Here is a 19,595-nt window from a genome sequence, read left to right as displayed (position 1 = left end):
GTACGGTGCACGCCGTGCGCCTAGGGGTGCTTGATGTCGGGTCGAACACCGTCCACCTCTTGGTGGTGGACGCCCATCGGGGTGCCCACCCGACGCCGATGAGCTCGGAGAAGTCCGTGCTCCGGCTCGCCGAGCAGCTCGACGAGGACGGGTTGCTCACCAGGTCGGGCGCGGACCAGCTCGTCCGGACGGTCGCGGCGACCAAGGCCACCGCCGCCCGGCTGGGCTGCGAGGACCTGATGGCCTTCGCCACGTCCGCCGTCCGCGAGGCGGGCAACTCGGCCGAGGTCCTCGACCGGGTCCGCAGCGAGACCGGCGTGGAGCTCAAGGTCCTCTCCGGCGAGGACGAGGCCCGCTACACGTTCCTCGCGGTGCGCCGCTGGTACGGGTGGTCCGCCGGGCGGCTGCTCTGCCTCGACATCGGCGGCGGTTCGCTGGAGCTCGCGGTCGGCGTGGACGAGGAGCCCGAGGAGGCGTTCTCGGTCCCGCTGGGCGCGGGCCGGCTGACCCGGACCCGGTTCCGGCACGACCCGCCGAGCCGGTCCGAGGTCGGCGAGACCACCGAGTGGCTGGACGACCAGCTCGCGCCGGTGGCCAAGAAGCTGCTCCGGGTCGGCTCGCCCGACCGGGTGGTCGCGACGTCCAAGACGTTCCGCACGCTGGCCCGGTTGACCGGTGCCGCCCCGTCGTCCGCCGGACCTCGGGCGCGGCGGTTGCTGACCCAGGCCGGGCTGCGGCAGCTCACCGGGTTCATCTCCCGGATGTCCGCCCACGACCTGGCCGAGCTGGAGGGCGTGAGCCCGAGCCGGGCGCACCAGCTCGTCGCGGGGGCGCTGGTGGCCGAGGCCACCATGCGAGCCCTGTCACTCGGGGAGCTGGAGATCTGCCCCTGGGCGCTGCGCGAAGGTGTCATCCTGCGTCGGCTGGACCACACTAACGGCTCGGACAACGGTGAAGCGCGGGATGCTCCCCCGGCCCGCACCCGTCGGCCGGGTGACACTGGACGGACTGGCCGCCACGGGGCACGGTGGAGTTGATGAGTCGAGAGAGCGAGTCCGAGCAGACTCAGCGCACGGTCGCGGAGTTGCTCGCCCAGTACGGCGCGAACCCCGGCGAGGCGTCGCCGCGTCGGCGACGTCGCCGTGCGGAGGACGTGTCCGACACCGCTCCGCAGGCGATCATCGACCGGGTCAACTCCGACAGCGGCCGGCTCCTGCCGATCCGCGACGAGCCCGGTCCGCAGTCGCCACCCCCCGCCGCACCGCCGCCGGGTCCTGCCGCGCCGCCGCCGGGCCCCGCCGCCGGGCAGCCGCCGCGCGCCCGGCCCACCGAGCCCGAGCGCACCGCCTACCAGCAGCCCGTCCGGCCCGAGCCGCCCCAGCCCCCGGTCCGGCCCGAGCCGCCCGCCGGCCCGCCCGGACGCCTGGACCCGCCGTCGGCCCGGCTCGACGCGCCGGCACCGCCGCCCGGCCGGGTCGAGCCCCCGGCCCGCCCCCGCCTCGACCCGCCGCCCGGCCGGCGTCCCGCGCCGCCGCCCAGCGCGGCCGAGGAGACCCGGCAGGTCCCGCCGATCACCGACGACTTCCCGGACGACTACGACTTCGCGGCGGAGTCGGCCCGGCCCCACCACCCCAAGCCGACCATCCCGCCGGGCCCGCCCCCCGGGCCGCCGAAACCGCCGCCCGCCGAGGCGTCCCGGACCGCCGTGGTCCGCCCGGTCACGCCGGTCCGCGACCCGGTGACCGAGCAGTTGCCGCGGATCACGGACAAGCTCACGCCGAACGTGCCGCTGGAGTCGCTGCCCACCGAGTCGGTGCTGATCGTGCCGCCCGCGCCGGCCAAGATGCCGGACCCGCTGCCCGACCAGACGCCCGACGACTGGTTCGGCGACGACGACGAGGAGGAGCGCCCGGCCGAGCCGGAGAGCACCCAGTTCCACCCGTACGTCGACCTCGACGAGGACGACGACGAGGACGAGGACGAGGACTACCGCCGGCCCGACCGCGCGGACTTCGACGACGAGGTCGCGGGCCTCGCCGACGTGGACGTCGACCCGGAGGAACCGGTCGAGCGCTCGCCCGGCAAGGAGTGGCTGGTCATGATCGGCCAGTTGGCGATCGGCGTGATCGGCGGTGCGGCGCTGTGGCTGGGGTTCAGCTTCCTGTGGCGCACGCTCGCGCCCGCCGCCCTGGTGGTGGCGCTGGCGGTCACCGTCGGGCTGGTCATGGTGGTCCGCAAGATCCGCCGCGCGGACGACCTGCAAACGACCGTCCTGGCCGTGCTGGTCGGTCTGATCGTCACGGTGTCGCCGGCGGCGATGCTGCTGGTGAAGTCTTGATCCCGGTAGGGCTGTCCACCGCGGCCGTCTGGCCGCAGCCGGCGGGCGCGGCCTTCCAGGCCGCCGCCGAGCTCGGGTACGACGGCGTCGAGGTCATGGTGTGGGCCGACCCGGTCAGCCAGGACGTGGCCGCCGTGCGCCGGCTGTCGGACGCGCTGAAGGTGCCCGTGCTCGCCGTGCACGCGCCGTGCCTGCTGATCAGCCAGCGGGTCTGGTCGCCCGACCCGGCCGAGCGGCTGCGGCGCAGCGTCCAGGCCGCCCAGGACCTCGGCGCGCGCACGGTCGTGGTGCACCCGCCGTTCGTCTGGCAGCGCAAGTACGCCGACGGGTTCGCCGACCTGGTCGCCGAGCTGGAGGACGGCTCCGGCATCGCGGTCGCCGTCGAGAACATGTTCCCGGTCCGCCGCCCGCTCGGTCGCGGCCGGTCGGTCCAGGTGACGGCGTTCCGGCCGTCCATCGACCCGACCGACGTCGGCCACCGCAACTACACCCTCGACCTCTCGCACGCGTCCGCCGCGCACGTGGACACGATGGAACTGGCCAAGCGGATGGGCGACGGGCTCTCCCACGTCCACCTGGCCGATGGCACGGGCCTGCCGAAGGACGAGCACCTGATCCCCGGACGGGGTAGCGAGCCCTGCGCCGAACTGTGCCACTGGCTGGTCCGTTCGGGCTTCTCCGGGCAGGTCGTCCTGGAGGTCAACACCCGCAAAGCGCGGACGGCCGCCGAGCGCCGGGAACTGCTCGCCGAGTCGCTGCGCTTCGCCCGGTCGCACCTCTGACCGGCTGCTCCCGCCCCCGCCAGCGGCTAGGGTCTTGATCGTGAATCCGTTGCGCACGTTGATCCTCGCCGCCGCGGGCAACGACGGGGTGCGGCGGGTCGTCGCGACCGCGCCGATCAGCCGCGACGTGGTGCGCCGGTTCGTGGCCGGCGAGACGGTCGACTCGGCCGTCGACGCGACCGCCGACCTCGTCGAGCACGGCCTCCGGGTCACCCTGGACTACCTGGGCGAGGACACCTCGGACCGCCGGACCGCCGAGCGGACCGTGCAGTCCTACCTCGTGCTGCTGGACCTGCTGCACGAGACCGGGCTGTCCGACGACGCCGAGGTGAGCGTGAAGCTCTCCGCCGTCGGGCAGGCCCTGGACGAGCGGCTGGCCCTGGACAGCGCGTCGCGCATCTGCGCCGCCGCGGGCCAGAGCGGCACCACCGTCACGCTGGACATGGAAGACCACACCACCACCGACTCCACCCTGCGGGTGCTGGCCGAGCTGCGGCGCACCTGGCCGTCGACCGGCGCGGTGCTCCAGGCGCACCTGCGGCGGACCCTGGAGGACTGCCACGCCCTCGCGGGCACGCGGGTGCGGCTGTGCAAGGGCGCGTACGCGGAGCCCGCCTCCGTGGCGTTCACCGACCCGCACGAGGTGGACCTGAACTACGTGCGCTGCGCGAACGTCCTGCTGGCCGGCGACGGCTACCCGATGTTCGCCACGCACGACCCCCGGCTGGTGGAGATCGTCGCCGAGCGCGCCCGGTGGCACGACCGCGCCCCGGACTCGTTCGAGTTCCAGATGCTGTACGGAATCCGCCCCGCCGAACAGGCGCGCCTGGCGGCCGAGGGTCACGTGGTGCGGGTCTACGTGCCCTTCGGGGAGCAGTGGTACGGGTACCTGATGCGGAGGCTGGCCGAACGCCCGGCCGCTGTGGCGTTCTTCCTGCGTTCGCTCGTCAGCCGCTCGTGAGGAGCCCTGTGTCGTTCTCGGTAGCCAGTGCCGTCCGCCCGCTCGGCGACGGCACGTACACCGCGACCCTGCCCGCGGAGTGGACCATCGGTCCCAAGCCGCACGGCGGGTTCCTGCTCGCCCTCGCGGCGCGGGCGGCCGTGCACGCGGCCGGCGGCGCGATGCCGGCGGCGGAGGAGCTCTCGCCGCTCGCGGTCAGCGCCCAGTTCCTGCGCGCGCCCGAGGTGGGGCCGGTGCTGCTGCGCACCGACGTCCGCAAGGCCGGGCGGACGGCGACCGTGGTGACCTCCACGCTGGAGCAGCGCGGGCGCAGTTGCGTCGAGTCGACCGTGACGGTGGGGCGCATCCCGGCGCAGACCCCGGACTACGCCGACCTGCCCGACGTCCCCGCGGTGCCGCCCGCGGACGCCGTCGACCTGGCCTCGCTGGGGCCCGGCGGGGTCTACAAGCTCGGCTCGGTGTGCGACGTGCGGCTGGACAAGCAGGGCGCGGGCTTCCTGACCGGGCGGTCGGGCGACCCGCTGGTGCTGCGGCTGTGGGTGCGGCCCTTCGGCGAGCGCCCGGACCCGTACTTCGCGCTCGTCGCCGGCGACATCTCGATGCCCGTCACGTTCAACCTGGGCCGGTTCGGGTGGTCGCCCACCGTGCAGCTCACGGCACTGCTGCGGGCCGCCCCGGCGTCCGGCTGGCTGCGCGTGCGGGTGTCGTGCAGCGCGGTGCACGGGCAGTGGTTCGACGAGGACGCGGTGGTGATCGACTCGACCGGCCGGCTGGTGTGCCAGTCGCGGCAGTTGGCGCTGACGCCCGCCGGCTGACCGCCCCGCCGGCCGGCGTCGGCCGAACGGCGCAACCGTGGCAGGCTTGGCGCATGACGACGATCGCGGTGCTCGGGGCGGGGAAGATCGGGGAGGCGTTGCTGTCCGGCCTGTTGCGGGCCGGCCGGCCGGCGGACGAGCTGGTGTTCACCGAGAAGCACCCGGAGCGCTGCGCGGCGCTGAGCGACCGGTACGGCGTGCGGGGCCTGGACGTCGGGTCGGCCGCGCGAGTCGCCGACGTGCTGGTGGTCGCGGTCAAGCCGCAGGACATCGACCCCCTGCTGGACGAGCTCGCGCCCGTGCTGCGGCCGGGTGCGCTGATCGTGTCGCTGTGCGCGGGCCTGCCCACCTCGCTCTACGAGCGCCGGCTGCCCCCGGGCACGCCGGTGGTCCGGGTCATGCCGAACACGCCGATGCTGGTCGGCGAGGCCATGAGCGCCATCTCGGCCGGCCGGTTCGCCGGGGCCGGGCACCTCGACCTGGTCGAGGAGCTGCTGGGATCGGTGGGCAAGGTGGCCCGCGTGCCGGAGAACCAGCAGGACGCCGTCACCGCGCTGTCCGGCTCCGGACCCGCGTACTTCTTCTACCTGGTCGAGGCCATGATCGACGCCGGCATCCTGCTCGGCATCCCGCGCGAGCTCGCCGCCACGCTGATCGTCCAGTCGGCGGTCGGCGCGGCCCAGATGCTCAGCCGAGGCGACCAGCACCCGGTGATCCTGCGCGAGGCCGTCACCTCGCCCGCCGGCACCACCATCATGGCCATCCGCGAGCTGGAGAAGCACGGCGTCCGGGCGGCGCTGCTGGCCGCCATCGAGGCCGCCCGGGACCGTTCGGTGGAGCTGGGACGGGCCCACCAGGCGGACTGATACCGCCATTGGCCGTCGCACCAGCCCCAGGTGTCCCGTTACCCTCAGGGGAGCACGTGCGTGTCGAACCGTCGGTGGGGAAGCCGACGGCATGACGCGTGTCGAAGGACACGGTGAACCATGCCGGAGGAGAACGATCGAGCGTCCCTGGTCCAGGTCAAGTTCCTGACCGTCGCCGAGGTGGCGCTGGTGATGCGGGTGTCGAAGATGACGGTGTACCGGCTGGTGCACTCGGGCGAGCTCACCGCGGTGCGCGTGGGCAAGTCGTTCCGGGTGCCCGAGAAGGCGGTCCACGAGTACCTGAGGAACGCCTACTTCGACGCCGGGTGAGGGCCCGCGCCGGCAGCCGGGTAAAGTGACAGGCCGTTCGTGCCTGGTGTCGGCGCGCCCTACCTGATGGGTGTCTCCACCGGCGCGTGGAGAACCGCCATCGTCTAGTTAGTGAGGGACCCGTATGGGCTCGGTCATCAAGAAGCGCCGCAAGCGCATGTCGAAGAAGAAGCACCGCAAGCTGCTGCGCAAGACCCGCGTCCAGCGTCGCAAGCGCGGCAAGTAGGCCCTCGGGTTCTCCGACGCCGACCCCCGTCCGCGGGGGTCGGCGTCGTGCTTTCCCGGGCCGGACCGGCCGGGCGCGGGCGGCCCCGCCGGGTGACCGGCGCGGCGGCCTGCGCCGGTGCTCCGCTCGCGGGACGATCAGGTCTCTGATTTCGTGGGTAGCATCCACGTCGTCGCACCGCACCCACACGGAGTCGCATGGCCCCCAAGGTCGTACTCGTCACCGGTTGCAGCCGCTTCCTCGGCGGCCACCTCGCCGCGCGGTTCGCGGCCAACCCCGAGATCGACCGGGTGCTCGGGGTGGACACCGAGCCGCCGTCCCGCGACCTGCTGCGCCGGATGGGCCGGGCCGAGTTCGTCCGGGCCGACATCCGCAACCCGCTCATCGCCAAGGTCATCGCCACCGCGCACGTCGACACCGTCGTGCACGCCTCGGTGACCGCCAACCCGGCCGGACCCGCCGGCCGCACGGCGATGAAGGAGATGAACGTCATCGGCACCATGCAGCTCCTGGCGGCGTGCCAGAAGTCGCCGCACGTGCGCAAGCTCGTGGTGAAGTCGACCAGCGCGGTGTACGGGTCGTCCTCGCGCGACCCGGCGGTGTTCACCGAGGACATGGGGCCCAAGGACCTGGCCTCCAGCGGGTACGCGAAGGACGCCGTCGAGGTCGAGGGCTACGTGCGCGGGTTCGCCCGCCGCCGACCCGACGTGGACGTGACCGCGCTGCGGTTCACCAACCTCATCGGTCCGCGCATCGACACCGTGCTGACCAGGTACTTCGCCCTGCCGGTGGTGCCGACGATCATGGGCTACGACGCCCGCGTGCAACTCCTGCACTCCGAGGACGCGCTGGCCGTGCTGGAGCGGGCCGCCCTGCACGACCTGCCCGGCGTGTTCAACGTCGGCGGTGCCGGGGTACTGCTGTTGTCGCAGGCGATCCGGCGGGCGGGCAAGCTGCCGCTGCCGGTGCCGGGCGTGGCGGTGCCGACCGTGGGCCGGCTGTTCCGCGGCGCGCGGCTGGTGGACTTCTCGCCGGACCAGCTGCGGTTCCTGAACTGGGGCCGCGTGGTCGACACCGGTCTGCTGCGGCGCGAGTTCGGCTTCACCCCGAGGTGGACCACGCGGCAGGCGTTCGACGACTACGTGAGCGGTCGCGGCATGCGCCCGCTGATCGACCCCGACCTGCTGGCGTCGGTCGAGCGCGGCGTGCTCGACGCGGCGGCCCGACTCCGGTGAACCCCGCCGAGGAGGTGCACGTGGCCGACGCACGGGTCATCCCGCTGCACGACCCGGACCGGGGCGCGTCCCGGCGACGACGCCCGGCGGCGGTGGAACCCCCCGTGTCGACCGCGCCCGCCCCGACCGCGCCCCCGTCGGACTGGGAGCGCCGGCTGGCCGACCTGCTCGCGTTCGCCCGCCGCCGGGTGCGGGGCGACTACGAGGTGGACGAGTTCGGCTTCGACCCGGACCTGACCGACCACCTCCTGCTGCCGCCGCTGAGGCCGCTGTACGAGAAGTGGTTCCGGGTGGAGACCATCGGGCTGCACAACGTGCCCGCCGAGGGCGGTGCGCTCATCGTGGCCAACCACTCGGGCACGCTGCCGCTGGACGCGACCATGACGGCGTACGCGGTGCGCGCGGAGCACCCGGCCCACCGGCACCTGCGGATGCTCGGTGCCGACCTGGTGTTCAAGACGCCGGTGCTGGGCGCGCTGGCGCGCAAGTCCGGCCAGACGCTGGCGTGCAACCCCGACGCCGAGCGGCTGCTGCGCTCCGGCGAGCTGGTGGGGGTGTGGCCGGAGGGCTTCAAGGGCATCGGCAAGCCGTTCAAGGACCGGTACAAGTTGCAGCGGTTCGGCCGGGGCGGGTTCGTCTCGGCGGCGCTGGACACCGGCGTGCCGATCATCCCGTGCTCGATCGTGGGCGCGGAGGAGATCTACCCCAAGATCGGCGACGTCAAGGCGCTGGCCCGGCTGTTCGGCCTGCCCTACTTCCCGATCACCCCGTTCTTCCCGCTGCTCGGCCCGCTCGGCGCGATCCCGCTGCCGTCCAAGTGGTACATCGAGTTCGGCGAGCCGATCCGCACGGACGTGCACGGCGAGCACGCGGCGGACGACCCGATGCTGGTCTTCAACCTGACCGACCAGGTCCGGGAGACCATCCAGCAGACCCTGTACCGCCTGCTCACCCAGCGCCGGAACGTGTTCCTGGGCTGAGCCGCGCCCCGACGGCCCGGGGCGTCAGGGGCGGGGCTTGGCGATGACCTGCTCGTCGTCCTCGTACACGATCACGCCGGGGTCGTCCGTGGTCACCCGCTCGCAGCCCACCCCGTGCGCGGCGAGGACGTCCAGGTAGCCGTCCACGCGGCTGATCAGGTGTTCGGCCGACGACTTGAACCAGGCGACCGCGCCGGGGTGCAGCACGAGGTCGTAGACGTCCGGGTCGACGCTCGTCGGGGTGGTGTAGGCGGCGTCGTACCAGGCGTTGGCGGTCCGCCGGAACCCGTCCTGCTCGGCGGTCAGCCGGCCCTCCCGGGCCAGGCGGTTGACCAGGCCGAAGATGCCCGGGTAGAGGCCGTGCGCGTTGGGGACCGTCGCCTGGAAGCGGACGTACCGGGCGGTCCCGGCCACGGGCTCAGCCACGGCGGCGGTACGCGACACCGGCGGCGATCGCACCCGCGACCAGACCCGCTCCCAGCACGGACGGCACGCCGATCTTGACGGCCTTGCGGGCGGTCCGGAAGTCGCGGATCTCCCAGCCGCGCTTGCGCGCGGTGTCGCGCAGGCCCGAGTCGGGGTTCACCGCGACGGCGGTGCCCACCACGGACAGCATCGGCACGTCGTTCACCGAGTCCGAGTACGCCGTGCACCGCCGCAGGTCCAGGCCCTCCTTGGCGGCCAGCGAGCGCACCGCGTGCGCCTTCGCCCGGCCGTGCAGCAGGTCGCCGACGAGCTTGCCGGTGTAGATGCCCTCTTCGCTCTCCGACACGGTCCCGAGCGCGCCGGTCAACCCGAGCCGCCGGGCGATGATCTGGGCGAGCTCGACCGGGGTGGCGGTGACCAGCCACACCCGCTGCCCGGCGTCCAGGTGCATCTGCGCCAGGGCCTGCGTGCCGGTCCAGATCTTGTCGGCCATCAGCTCGTCGAAGATCTCCTCGCCGAGGCTGACCAGCTCCGCGACCGACCGGCCCGCCACGAACGACAGCGCCTGCTCCCGGGACGCCTGCACGCTCTGCGGGTCCTCGCGACCGCCCACCCGGAACTTGATCTGCTGCCACGCGAACCCGGCCAGGTCCGAGTTCCGGAAGTACTTGCGCGCGGCCAGGCCGCGCGCGAAGTGGAAGATCGACGCGCCCATCATCATCGTGTTGTCCACGTCGAAGAACGCGGCGGCGGTCAGGTCGGTGGGAGCGTCCGCGCCCGGTGCGCGCGCGGAGGCCAGCGCGGCGTCGGCCGAGGCCTCACCGGCCAGTTCGGCGAGCCTCTCCCGTTCCGCCGAGCTCTCGACCACACGCCTTCTCACCACGTCAGCGCCTCCCAGCGTCCGATGGGGACAGGGTAGCGATCAGCGGATGAGGCCGGGCAGCGGCGGCAGCGTGATGGGCAGGGGCGGCAGCCGGACGGGCGGCTCGACGGTCAGGGTGATCGACGGGACGGGCAGACCGGGCCGGCTGGTGCCGGGCGTGGTGCCGCCGCCCGGGGGCGCGGTGGGCGGGGGCACGGGGGCGGGCGCGGGTGCGGACGTGGCGGTGACCGTGCCCGGTGCGGGGGGCGGGGTCTCGGCGACCGACGTGCCCGGCGGCTGTGTCGCGGAGGTGCCGGGCGCGATCGGCGGCGCGGCGCACTCGTCGGTCGCTGGCACCGGGCCGACCTCGTCGAACTGCCCGGTCGTCACGGCCGCGCAGCGGGTCCGCGCGGCCAGCTCGGCGGTGCGGCGGGCGATCCGGTCCAGCAGGTCCAGGGAGGTGGCGGCACGACCGACCGCCTCGGCGGGCAGCCGGTCGCGGAGGCCGCCCAGGCGACCCGCCTGGGCACCGGCCCACTCGCGCAGCGAGCCGAGCGCGCGCTCGTCCGCGGTCGAGCCGTGCGCGGCCAGCACGCGGGAACCGGCGGCGGCGTCGGCGTCGAAGTCGGTCAGCGCGGTGAGGTGGCCTCCCAGCGGGCCGCCGCCGGAGTCGCGGTACCGGTCGACCAGGACCTCCATCTCCGAGATCCGGGCGGAGGCGAACTCCAGGCGCTTGTAGCCCTTGGACTCCTCGTCGAAGGTCAGGCCGAGCGAGGCCGATTCGGCGGTGCGCTTGACGCCGTACAGCGCGTCGCCGGGCAGCGCGTCGCGGGACAGCAGGAGGCTCATCCCCGCCAGCGAGAACACCAGGCAGAGCGCGGCGGCGAGGGCGACCGCCAACCGGCCCCGGGCCCCGCCGCGCGGACGCCGCCGGTCGAGCGCGGTCACCGGGGGCGGGGTGGCACCGAGCACCCGCTCCCGCATGCGCGCCCTGGCCGCCTCGTCGGGTCCGCTCGTCACTGCGGCTTCCCGCAGCAGCGCGACCGCGGCGAGCTCGTCGGCGAAGGCCGGGTCGACTTCCCCGGGCAGCGCGTCGACGGCGCGGGCGAACTCCTCGCGCTGCCTGTGACGCCCTAGTGGCGTGATCCCTCTGCCCACCATCCCGCACCGACTCGTCAGGGGTTCCTGCCCCGGGTAACGAACCCGCGGGTGCCGGGGTTACGCGGGCACGAGGGGCACGTCCCAGGACCACGCGATCGTGGCGACCGGATCACCGCAGCCAGTTCGGCAGCAGTTGGGCCAGCCTGCGCACGGCGCGGTGTTGCAGGGCCTTGATCGCGCCTTCGTTGCGCCCCATCTTCGCGGCCGTCTCCGCCACGGACAAGCCCTGGATGAAACGGAGAGTAATGCATTCCCGCTGGTCTTCACCCAATTGGGCGACGCATTTCAGGAGTTCCGCATTGGCCGCGCCGGTCAGCACCTCCTGCTCGGGACCGCTGGTGACCTCGCGGTTGTCCGCCGGCTCGGCGGTCGTGACCTCCAGCCGGTAGCGGCTGGACTTCACGTGGTCGAAGACGATGTTGCGGGCGATGGTGACGAACCACGCACCCACGTCCCGGCCCTGGTAGCTGATGGACCCGATGCTGCGCAGCGCGCGGAGGAACGTCTCGCTGGTGACGTCCTCGGCCAGGGTGCGGTCACCGACCCGGAACAGCACGTACCGGAAGACCACGTCCACGTACCGGTCGTAGAGCGCGCCGAACGCGTCCGTGTCTCCGGACTGGGCGGCGCGGACGAGGTCCCACGGTTCTTCCACCGCATCGTCCTGCGCACCGCGGATCGTGCTGGACCGCCCGCCCGCACCCCACATCGAGCGGAGTGTCCGTCCCGTCTTGTCGCGCGCCCTTGCGGTCATCGGCTCGCGGCACCTCCACAGAGTCGCCGTGCGGGCAGCATACGTGTTGTTACTCCGTAGTAGGTAGCGGCGAGTGGTCTTGAACCTGCGACGCGTTCGGCAGCACTGCGTGACGCCGCCGGCGCGTGACAGACTTGCGCGGAGGTCCGCAGAGGTTCACCAGGAGGTCGACTTGACCGCTTCCGCACACAACGTCGCCGACCTGGTTCGCGCCTCCGCGCACCGTGGACCCAAGCACGTGGCACTGGTGGATGTCACGACTGCGAATAGTTACACCTGGTCCCAACTTAATTCGTTCGTGGATCGCGAGGCCCACCGACTGGTGGATGCCGGTGTCGAACCCGGTGACCGCGTGGTGGTGCGGCTGCCCGCCGGTCCCGCGTTCTGCGTGGCCGTGTTCGGCGTGCTGCGCGCCGGCGGCGTGGTCGTGCCAGCCGGTCCGGGCCAGCCCACGCGTGAGCTCCAGCGGCTCGTCGCGGACAGCGGCGCGCGCCTGCTGGTCGGCGACGCCGGCGGCTCGGACGCCACCGCGCTCCCCGAACCCGAGCTCGCGCCCGGTGACGAGTTCGCGGCCATCGGCTCCGGCGAGGACCTGGCCGTGCTCGGCTACACGTCCGGGACGTCCGGCGTGCCGCGCGGCGCGATGCTGTCGCACCGGGCGCTGCTGGCGAACGTCGACCAGTGCGCGTCCCTGCGCCCCGCGCCGGTGACCGCCGGCGACCGGGTGCTGCTGGCGCTGCCGCTGTTCCACGTCTACGGCCTGGGTCCGGGCCTGTTCCAGGTGGCGGGCGCGGGCGCGACGGCCGTGCTGCTGGAGCGGTTCGACCCCGACGCGGCGCTCTCCGCGATCCGGGAGCACCGGGTGACCGCGGTGATCGGCGTCCCGCCGATGTACCAGGCGATCCTGGCCCGGCCGGTCGAGCGGCTGCGCGCCGACCTGGCCACCGTGCGGCTGTTCACCTCGGGTGCCGCGCCGCTCGCGCCGGGCGTGCTGGACGGCGTGCGGCAGGCCGTGGGCCTGCCCGTCTACGAGGGCTACGGCCTGACCGAGACCGGTCCCGTGCTGACGTCCGCGCTGGTCGGCGGCACGCCCAAGCCGGGTTCGGTGGGCCGGGCGCTGCCCGGTGTCGAGGTGCGCCTGGTGGACACCGACGGCCGTCCGCTGGACCTGGACGAGGACGAGCCGGGCACCGGCCTGGTCGCGGTGCGCGGCCCGAACCTGTTCAGCGGCTACTGGCCGGACGGCGCGCACGGCCCCGACCCCGAGGGCTGGTTCCGCACCGGCGACGTCGGCTACCTCGACGAGGACGGCGACCTGCACCTGGTGGACCGGGCGGGCGACCTGATCATCGTCAACGGCTTCAACGTCTACCCGCACGAGGTCGAGCAGGTCGTCGCCGAACTGGCCGGCGTGGGCGAGGCGGCGGCGGTGGGCGTGCCCGACGAGCGGACCGGCGAGTCGGTCAAGGTCGTGGTCGTGCTCGACGAGGGGGCGGACCTGACCGAGGACGCGGTCAAGGAGCACTGCGCCGCCCGGCTCGCGAAGTTCAAGGTCCCGTCGACGGTCGAGTTCGCCGCGGCCCTGCCGCACTCGCCCACCGGCAAGCTCGCCCGCGCCCGCCTGCGGCTCCCGCTCTCCTGACCACCCGGCCCCGGCTCCCCGGTCACGCGGGGGGTCGGAGGCCCGTCCGCCGCCGTCGGCCGGTGCGCGATGATGGGCGGGTGAGCCACCACGTCACCCTGCTGGGCCGCGTCGACTGCCACGCCTGCGACCAGGCCAAGGCCGACCTCGAACGGATCTGCGGCGAGCTCGGCGTGCCGTGGGAGGTGCTGGACGTCGACGGCGACCGCGAGCTCCGCGCCGAGTACGGCGACCGGGTGCCGGTGATCCTGGTCGACGGTGCCGAGCACGGCTACTGGTCCGTCGAGGAAGACCGCCTGCGCGCCGCCCTGGCCTGATCCCGCCCCGGCCTGATCCCGCCCCGGCCTGATCCCGCCCCGGCCTGATCCCGCCCCGGCCTGATCCCGCCCCGGCCTGATCCCGGGCCGGCCTGATCACGGGCTGCCGCGAGCCCGGTCCCGCGCGCCCGTCGCCCGGCCCTGACACCGGGGCCGCTCCGCTCCGGTCGGGGGTGGTTCGCGGGTTTCTCCCCGATTCACCGAACCGGGGCGGCCCCGGTACCGAACTACCCGCATGTCGCGTTGGACCGCTGCCCTGATCGGCTTCCTCGGTGTCGCCGCCGCCCTGGCGGCCGGGCACCTCGTCGCGGGGCTGGTCGGACCCACCGCGTCGCCGTTCCTGGCGGTCGGCAACACCGCCATCGACTTCACGCCGTCACCGCTCAAGGACTTCGCGGTGCGCACGTTCGGCACCTACGACAAGCTCGTCCTGCTGCTCGGCATGGCCGTGGTGATCGCCGCCGTCGCGGTGGTCGCGGGCCTGCTGTCCCGCCGGAGCGCGCTGCCCGGCACGCTCCTGGCCGCCGCCCTCGGCGCGGTCGGCGTGGCGGCCGTGCTCTACCGGCCGGACCTGGGCAGCCTCGGCGTCCTCGCGCCGATCGCGGCCGGTGTCGTCGGGGTCCTGGTCTTCCGGTGGCTGCACCGCGTCGCGACCGATTCGGCGTCTCCCGGCGAGGGCCGCCGGACCTTCCTGATCGCGGCCGGCGCGAGCGTGCTCGCGGGCCTCGGCGGGCAGTTCCTCGGCACCCGGGGCGACGTCGAGGGCTCGCGCCGCGCGGTCGGGCGGCTCAAGGTCGCGACCCCGGCTCCCGCGATCCCGGCCGGCGTCGACTTCGTCGCGGACGGCACGCCCCCCTTCATCACCCCGAACCAGGACTTCTACCGGGTCGACACGGCGCTGAGCGTGCCGCGCGTCCTGGCCGAGGACTGGGAGCTCCGGGTGCACGGCCTGGTCGACCGCGAGCTCCGGCTCCGCTACGCCGACCTGCGCGACCGCGACCTGGTCGAGCGCACGATCACGATGACCTGCGTCTCCAACGAGGTGGGCGGTCCGTACGTGTCGACCGCGAACTTCATCGGCGTCCCGCTGCGCGACGTGCTGCTGGAGGCGGGCGTCCGGCCGGGCGCGGACCAGCTCTACTCCACCAGCGTCGACGGGTGGACCGCCGGCTCACCGGTCGACGTGGTGCTGGAGGAGGACCGGGGCGCGCTGATCGCGCTGGGCATGAACGGCGAGCCGCTGCCGGTCGAGCACGGCTTCCCGGCGCGGCTCGTCGTCCCCGGCCTGTACGGCTACCTGTCGGCCACGAAGTGGGTGGTCGACCTGGAGCTGACCACGTTCGCGGACAAGCGCGGGTACTGGCTGGAGCGCGGCTGGGGGCAGCGGGCCCCGGTCAAGGTGATGTCGCGGATCGACCGCCCGCAGGGGTTCGCCACGGTGCGCGGCCGGACCGTGGTGAGCGGGGTGGCCTGGGCGCAGCCGACCGGCGTCGCGAAGGTCGAGGTGCGCACGGACGGCGGGCCGTGGCGGGACGCCGCGCTCGCGGTCGCGGTCAACGGGTCGACCTGGCGGATGTGGCGCGCCGAACTGGACCTGCCGCCCGGCGGGCACACCGTCGAGTGCCGGGCCACCGACCGCGCCGGCGTCACCCAGCCGTCGGAGCGGGTCGCGCCCGTCCCGGACGGCGCGACCGGCTGGCACTCGATTTTTTTCACGGTCGAGTGAATCGGTCGAACCGGATCGCGTCCTACTTCGAACGTCTCAGTGAATACCGAATCAGGTAAAACGAGGAGTGATCCGAGTGCGTACGAGCAAACTCGCCATCGCCGGCGTCGCCGCCGCAGCTGTGCTTTCCGTCGCGGCCTGCGGGAGCGGCGACAGCGCTTCCAGCACGAGCACCACCGCCGCGCCCATGACCACCACCGCCTCCGCCATGCCCTCGTCCTCCGCGATGGCCGACGGGGTCACCCAGACCACCGACGTGTTCGGTCCGGGCTGCGCCAGCGTGCCGCAGGACCCCGCGAACAAGGGTTCGCTCCAGGGCATGGTCAGCGACCCGGTGGCCACCGCGGCGAGCAACAACCCGCTGCTGACCAAGCTGGTGGCGGCCGTGACGGCGGCCAACCTGGGCGACACGCTGAACTCGAAGCCCGCCATCACCGTGTTCGCGCCGTACGACCCCGCGTTCGCCGAGCTGGGCGACGCCAAGTTCCAGGAGCTGGCGGCCGACCCGACCACCCTGGGCAAGATCCTCGCCTTCCACGTGGTCGACAAGCGCTACGACGCCAAGGGCCTGGAGTCGGCCGGCACCGTGAAGTCGCTCACCGGCCAGGACCTCAAGGTCGAGGGCACCGGTGACGCGATGACCGTGAACGGCGCGCCGGTCCTGTGCGGCAACATCCCGACCAAGAACGCCACCGTGTTCGTGATCGGCAAGGTCCTCTCGCCGCCCGCGGCGTGACCCCGACCCGGTGGGGCCGGACCTCCCCCGGTCCGCCCCCACCGCCCGTCACCAGAGATCCGGCAGCCTCGCGGCTCGCCGGATCTTTCGCGTCGGGGAAGCGCCCCGCCCCGCCCGGTATCCACGCGGCGGACCGGCTCCCCTTTTCCCCAAGGGGAGGTTCCATGGGGGTTGACCGAGTTCAGGCACCCGCCGGGCCGCTGGGCCGCCGACTTTGTGCACACGTTCACAAGCGGTACGGTGGGTTTATCACTCCGCTGGTGACGGTGCCCGGCGGGTCAGTGCTTCGGATGTCGAGGAGAGCCAGCGTGGTGGATCGGCGGGGCGAGGGTGACGAGGTCGGCACCACCACCTCGAAGCCGCCCGCCGAGTCGGTCGCAGACGTCCGGGAGCGGGCTCGCGCGATCCCGGAGGCGGCGGTCGCCCGGCTCGCGGTCTACCTCCGGGTGCTCTCCGGGATGGTCGAGCAGGGCGTGACGACCATCTCCAGCGAGGAGCTCGCGGGCGCGGCCGGGGTCAACTCGGCGAAGCTGCGCAAGGACCTCTCCTACGTCGGCTCGTACGGCACGCGCGGCGTCGGCTACGACGTCGAGGTGCTCGTCAGCCACATCGAGCGCATCCTCGGGCTCACCCGCAAGCACTCCGTGGCGGTCGTCGGGATCGGTAATCTTGGTCACGCGCTGGCCAACTACGGCGGGTTCCCCAGCCGGGGCTTCCCGGTCGCCGCGCTGTTCGACATCGACCCGGACCTCACCGGAGTGCCGGTAGGCGGCATTCCCGTCGACCACATCGACGACATCACGTCCATCTGCGCCGATCGCGAGGTGTCGATCGGCGTCATCGCCACACCGCCCCAGGCCGCCCAGGCGGTCTGCGACCGTTTGGTATCCGCCGGGGTGCAGTGCATCCTGAACTTCGCACCCGTCGTGCTCCAAGTGCCGGACAACGTCGAGGTGCGCAAGGTCGACCTGGCGGTCGAGATGCAGATCCTGTCGTTCCACGTCGCGCGGCGGGCTGACGAAGCCGCTGTCGACGTGGTCAACGGCGTCGGTGTGGACGGGGTGGTGATTCGCCCGTGATGGTGCGGGTAGTGAGCCGGACGGCTCCGACGGGAGCGACGGCCGGGCCGACCACGCGACCGGCGGTCGGGTCGACGACGGGCCGGGTGCGGTCATGAGCGTCCTCGTCGTCGGGCTGTCCCACCGCACCACGCCGGTACCCGTGCTGGAGCGCGTCGCCGTGGCCGACGCCGACCTCGACAAGCTGCTGGGCCAGTTGCTCGACGCGCCCAGCGTGTCCGAGGCCGTGCTCCTCTCGACCTGCAACCGGGTCGAGGTCTACGCCGTGGTCGAGACCTTCCACGGCGGCATGAACGAGGTCGTGGAGGTGCTCGCCCGGCAGGCCGGCGCGGAGCCCGCGGACCTCTTCGAGCACCTGTACGTGCACTACGCCGCCGCCGCTGTCGAGCACCTGTTCTCGGTCGCGGGCGGCCTGGACTCGATGGTGGTCGGCGAGGCCCAGATCCTGGGCCAGCTCCGCTCGGCCTACACCCGCGCGGACGGGGTCGGCGTCGTCGGCCGCGTGCTGCACGAGCTGACCCAGCAGGCGCTGCGGGTGGGCAAGCGCATCCACACCGACACCGGCATCGACCACGCCGGCGCGTCCGTGGTGTCCGAGGCGCTCGCCGACGCCGCCACCGCGCTCGGCGGCCTGGCGGGTCGCACCGCCCTGGTCGTGGGCGCGGGCTCGATGGGCGGCCTGGCCGCCGCGCACCTGCGCCGCGCCGGCATCGGCGAGGTGGTGATCGCCAACCGGTCCGCCGCCAACGGCGCGCGGCTGGCGAACGCCCTGGTCGCGGACGGGGTGGCCGCCCGGTCCACCGGCCTGGACGACCTGGTGTCCGAGATCGCCGCCGCCGACGTGCTGTTCGCGTGCACCGGCTCGGTGGACGTGGTCGTGGGCGCGGAGCTGATCGGCGAGCGCGCACCCGGCCGCCCGCTGGTGGTGTGCGACCTCGGCCTGCCCAAGGACGTCGACCCCGCCGCCGAGCTGCTCGCCGGCGTGCGCGTGGTCGACCTGGAGACCCTGCAACGACGGCTGTCCGACGCCCCCACCGGCCAGGACGCCCTGCGCGCGGCGGAGATCGTCGCCGACGAGGTGCGCGGCTACCTGGCCGGGCAGCGCTCGGCCGAGGTCACGCCCACCGTGACGGCCCTGCGCAAGCGGGCCGCCGAGGTCGTGGACACCGAGCTGCTGCGGTTGGACTCGCGGCTGCCCGAGCTCGACGGCGCGGTCCGGGACGAGCTGGCCAAGACCGTGCGCCGCGTGGTGGACAAGCTCCTGCACACGCCGACCGTGCGGGTCAAGGAGCTGGCCGCCGCACCCGGCGGTGCCGGGTACGCCGAGGCGCTGCGCGAGCTGTTCGGCCTCGACCCGCAGAAACCCGCCGCCGTCAGCACCCCCCATTCGACGCTACCCAGAGGCGAGAAGCGGTGAACCGCACCTTGAGGATCGGCACGCGCGGCAGTGCGCTGGCGCTCGCGCAGACCGGTCACGTGGCCGACGTGCTGCGCGCCGCCGGCGCGGACGTGGAGATCGTGACCATCTCGACCCCCGGCGACCGGTCGTCCGCCCCCATCGCCGAGATCGGCATCGGGGTGTTCACCTCGGCGCTGCGCGACGCGCTGGCCAACGACGAGATCGACGTGGCCGTCCACTCGTACAAGGACCTGCCCACCGCGCGCGACCCGCGCCTGTCCCTGGCCGCCGTGCCGCCGCGCGAGGACCCGCGCGACGCGCTCGTCGCCCGCGACGGCCTCACCCTGGGCGAACTGCCCACCGGTTCGAAGGTCGGCACCGGCTCGCCCCGGCGCGCGGCGCAGCTTGAGGCGCTGGGCCTGGGCCTGGACGTGGTGCCGTTGCGCGGCAACGTCGACAGCCGCATCCGCCGGGTGGCCGAGGGTGAGCTGGACGCCGTGGTGCTGGCCCGCGCCGGCATCTCCCGCCTCGGCCGCACGGCCGAGATCACCGAGACCTTGGAGCCCATCCAGATGCTCCCCGCGCCCGCACAGGGCGCACTCGCGGTGGAGTGCCGGGTCGACGACGTCGACACCGAGCACCTCCTCCAGTCCACTCTGGACGATTCGGCCAGTAGGGCCGCTGTCACCGCCGAGCGGGCCTTGCTGGCCGAGCTCGAAGCGGGGTGCAGCGCGCCGGTCGGCGCACTGGCCGATGTGGTGGAAGACCTTGACGACCAGGGAGCGGTAGTCCTCCGCCTGTCCCTGCGCGGGGTCATGGCGACGGAGGACGGCGACCTCCTCCGTGCGTCCGCCACCGGTGACTTGACCGCAGCAGAGGAACTCGGCCGCGCGCTGGCCGTCGAGTTGCTCGACCTCTCCGGCCTCGCCGCTGCGCGGTCGGAGGGGCGTAGTTGATGGG

22 protein-coding genes are annotated in these 19,595 nt (G+C 73.6%); 17 read left to right on the top strand and 5 right to left on the bottom strand.

The window, feature by feature from the left end:
- The first annotated feature begins 14 nt into the window (after nucleotides 1–14).
- From AB0G01_RS08265 to AB0G01_RS08220, 10 genes are all read left to right on the top strand, one after another.
- Nucleotides 15–1,037, top strand: a complete 1,023-nt coding sequence (locus tag AB0G01_RS08265) for a Ppx/GppA phosphatase family protein (protein ID WP_360941000.1) — start codon at nucleotides 15–17, stop codon at nucleotides 1,035–1,037.
- Entirely contained in the window at nucleotides 1,037–2,338 is a 1,302-nt protein-coding gene (locus tag AB0G01_RS08260) for a hypothetical protein (protein WP_360940998.1), read from the top strand. The genes AB0G01_RS08265 and AB0G01_RS08260 overlap by 1 nt, the downstream gene beginning before the upstream one ends.
- Nucleotides 2,335–3,120: a sugar phosphate isomerase/epimerase family protein gene (locus tag AB0G01_RS08255; protein WP_360940996.1), complete on the top strand. Its 786-nt coding sequence runs from the start codon at nucleotides 2,335–2,337 to the stop codon at nucleotides 3,118–3,120. The genes AB0G01_RS08260 and AB0G01_RS08255 overlap by 4 nt, the downstream gene beginning before the upstream one ends.
- A 40-nt stretch (nucleotides 3,121–3,160) precedes the next feature.
- Nucleotides 3,161–4,081: a proline dehydrogenase family protein gene (locus AB0G01_RS08250; protein WP_360940994.1), complete on the top strand. Its 921-nt coding sequence runs from the start codon at nucleotides 3,161–3,163 to the stop codon at nucleotides 4,079–4,081.
- Nucleotides 4,082–4,089: 8 nt separating this feature from the next.
- On the top strand, nucleotides 4,090–4,896 hold the full coding sequence (locus AB0G01_RS08245; RefSeq protein ID WP_360940992.1) for a thioesterase family protein: 807 nt from the start codon (nucleotides 4,090–4,092) through the stop codon (nucleotides 4,894–4,896).
- Between the two features lie 53 nt (nucleotides 4,897–4,949).
- Nucleotides 4,950–5,762, top strand: a complete 813-nt coding sequence (gene proC / locus AB0G01_RS08240) for a pyrroline-5-carboxylate reductase (protein ID WP_360940990.1) — start codon at nucleotides 4,950–4,952, stop codon at nucleotides 5,760–5,762.
- Between the two features lie 120 nt (nucleotides 5,763–5,882).
- Nucleotides 5,883–6,092: a helix-turn-helix domain-containing protein gene (locus tag AB0G01_RS08235; RefSeq protein WP_219439257.1), complete on the top strand. Its 210-nt coding sequence runs from the start codon at nucleotides 5,883–5,885 to the stop codon at nucleotides 6,090–6,092.
- Between the two features lie 124 nt (nucleotides 6,093–6,216).
- On the top strand, nucleotides 6,217–6,318 hold the full coding sequence (locus AB0G01_RS08230) for an AURKAIP1/COX24 domain-containing protein (protein ID WP_015105422.1): 102 nt from the start codon (nucleotides 6,217–6,219) through the stop codon (nucleotides 6,316–6,318).
- A gap of 197 nt (nucleotides 6,319–6,515) precedes the next feature.
- Nucleotides 6,516–7,553: an NAD-dependent epimerase/dehydratase family protein gene (locus AB0G01_RS08225; protein WP_360940988.1), complete on the top strand. Its 1,038-nt coding sequence runs from the start codon at nucleotides 6,516–6,518 to the stop codon at nucleotides 7,551–7,553.
- Nucleotides 7,554–7,657: 104 nt separating this feature from the next.
- Nucleotides 7,658–8,533, top strand: coding sequence for a lysophospholipid acyltransferase family protein (locus AB0G01_RS08220; protein ID WP_360941292.1), 876 nt, complete (start codon nucleotides 7,658–7,660; stop codon nucleotides 8,531–8,533).
- 24 nt (nucleotides 8,534–8,557) lie between these two features.
- On the opposite strand, the gene AB0G01_RS08215 is transcribed toward AB0G01_RS08220, so the two are convergent.
- The 4 genes from AB0G01_RS08215 to AB0G01_RS08200 all read right to left on the bottom strand — a co-directional run bounded on the left by AB0G01_RS08215 (nucleotide 8,558) and on the right by AB0G01_RS08200 (nucleotide 11,736).
- Nucleotides 8,558–8,959, bottom strand: coding sequence for a hypothetical protein (locus AB0G01_RS08215; RefSeq protein ID WP_360940986.1), 402 nt, complete (start codon nucleotides 8,957–8,959; stop codon nucleotides 8,558–8,560).
- Nucleotides 8,952–9,842, bottom strand: a complete 891-nt coding sequence (locus AB0G01_RS08210; protein ID WP_360940984.1) for an HAD-IB family hydrolase — start codon at nucleotides 9,840–9,842, stop codon at nucleotides 8,952–8,954. The genes AB0G01_RS08215 and AB0G01_RS08210 overlap by 8 nt, the downstream gene beginning before the upstream one ends.
- Before the next feature lie 39 nt (nucleotides 9,843–9,881).
- The gene (locus AB0G01_RS08205) at nucleotides 9,882–10,982 is read right to left on the bottom strand and encodes a DUF5667 domain-containing protein (RefSeq protein ID WP_360940982.1); all 1,101 of its coding nucleotides are present in this window, start codon (nucleotides 10,980–10,982) and stop codon (nucleotides 9,882–9,884) included.
- Nucleotides 10,983–11,091: 109 nt separating this feature from the next.
- Nucleotides 11,092–11,736 carry a sigma-70 family RNA polymerase sigma factor gene (locus AB0G01_RS08200; RefSeq protein ID WP_360940980.1) on the bottom strand — a complete coding sequence of 215 codons (645 nt, stop codon included), beginning with the start codon at nucleotides 11,734–11,736 and terminating at the stop codon, nucleotides 11,092–11,094.
- Between the two features lie 172 nt (nucleotides 11,737–11,908).
- Here AB0G01_RS08200 and AB0G01_RS08195 point away from each other — a divergent pair, with 172 nt between their 5' ends.
- From AB0G01_RS08195 to AB0G01_RS08185, 3 genes are all read left to right on the top strand, one after another.
- Nucleotides 11,909–13,378, top strand: a complete 1,470-nt coding sequence (locus tag AB0G01_RS08195; RefSeq protein ID WP_360940978.1) for an AMP-binding protein — start codon at nucleotides 11,909–11,911, stop codon at nucleotides 13,376–13,378.
- 80 nt (nucleotides 13,379–13,458) lie between these two features.
- Nucleotides 13,459–13,695 (top strand): glutaredoxin family protein, encoded by a 237-nt coding sequence (locus AB0G01_RS08190; RefSeq protein ID WP_360940976.1) that lies wholly within the window; start codon nucleotides 13,459–13,461, stop codon nucleotides 13,693–13,695.
- Nucleotides 13,696–13,930: 235 nt separating this feature from the next.
- Nucleotides 13,931–15,421: a molybdopterin-dependent oxidoreductase gene (locus tag AB0G01_RS08185; protein WP_360940974.1), complete on the top strand. Its 1,491-nt coding sequence runs from the start codon at nucleotides 13,931–13,933 to the stop codon at nucleotides 15,419–15,421.
- A gap of 51 nt (nucleotides 15,422–15,472) precedes the next feature.
- On the opposite strand, the gene AB0G01_RS08180 is transcribed toward AB0G01_RS08185, so the two are convergent.
- The gene (locus AB0G01_RS08180) at nucleotides 15,473–15,631 is read right to left on the bottom strand and encodes a hypothetical protein (RefSeq protein WP_360940972.1); all 159 of its coding nucleotides are present in this window, start codon (nucleotides 15,629–15,631) and stop codon (nucleotides 15,473–15,475) included.
- Between AB0G01_RS08180 and AB0G01_RS08175 the strand changes: the two genes are divergently transcribed.
- From AB0G01_RS08175 to hemC, 4 genes are all read left to right on the top strand, one after another.
- Complete coding sequence (locus AB0G01_RS08175) at nucleotides 15,609–16,157, top strand: fasciclin domain-containing protein (protein WP_360940970.1); 549 nt, start codon at nucleotides 15,609–15,611, stop codon at nucleotides 16,155–16,157. The two genes, AB0G01_RS08180 and AB0G01_RS08175, sit on opposite strands and share 23 nt — an antisense overlap.
- A gap of 308 nt (nucleotides 16,158–16,465) precedes the next feature.
- Nucleotides 16,466–17,236 carry a redox-sensing transcriptional repressor Rex gene (locus AB0G01_RS08170; RefSeq protein WP_360940969.1) on the top strand — a complete coding sequence of 257 codons (771 nt, stop codon included), beginning with the start codon at nucleotides 16,466–16,468 and terminating at the stop codon, nucleotides 17,234–17,236.
- A gap of 94 nt (nucleotides 17,237–17,330) precedes the next feature.
- Nucleotides 17,331–18,653: a glutamyl-tRNA reductase gene (locus AB0G01_RS08165; protein WP_360940967.1), complete on the top strand. Its 1,323-nt coding sequence runs from the start codon at nucleotides 17,331–17,333 to the stop codon at nucleotides 18,651–18,653.
- Nucleotides 18,650–19,591, top strand: coding sequence for a hydroxymethylbilane synthase (hemC, locus tag AB0G01_RS08160; protein WP_360940965.1), 942 nt, complete (start codon nucleotides 18,650–18,652; stop codon nucleotides 19,589–19,591). Before AB0G01_RS08165 ends, hemC begins: the two co-directional genes overlap by 4 nt.
- Nucleotides 19,592–19,595 lie beyond the last annotated feature (4 nt).

The sequence above is a fragment of the Actinosynnema sp. NPDC023587 genome (assembly GCF_040640215.1).
Lineage (GTDB): Bacteria > Actinomycetota > Actinomycetes > Mycobacteriales > Pseudonocardiaceae > Actinosynnema.
This window is presented reverse-complemented; position numbering and strand designations above follow the sequence as displayed.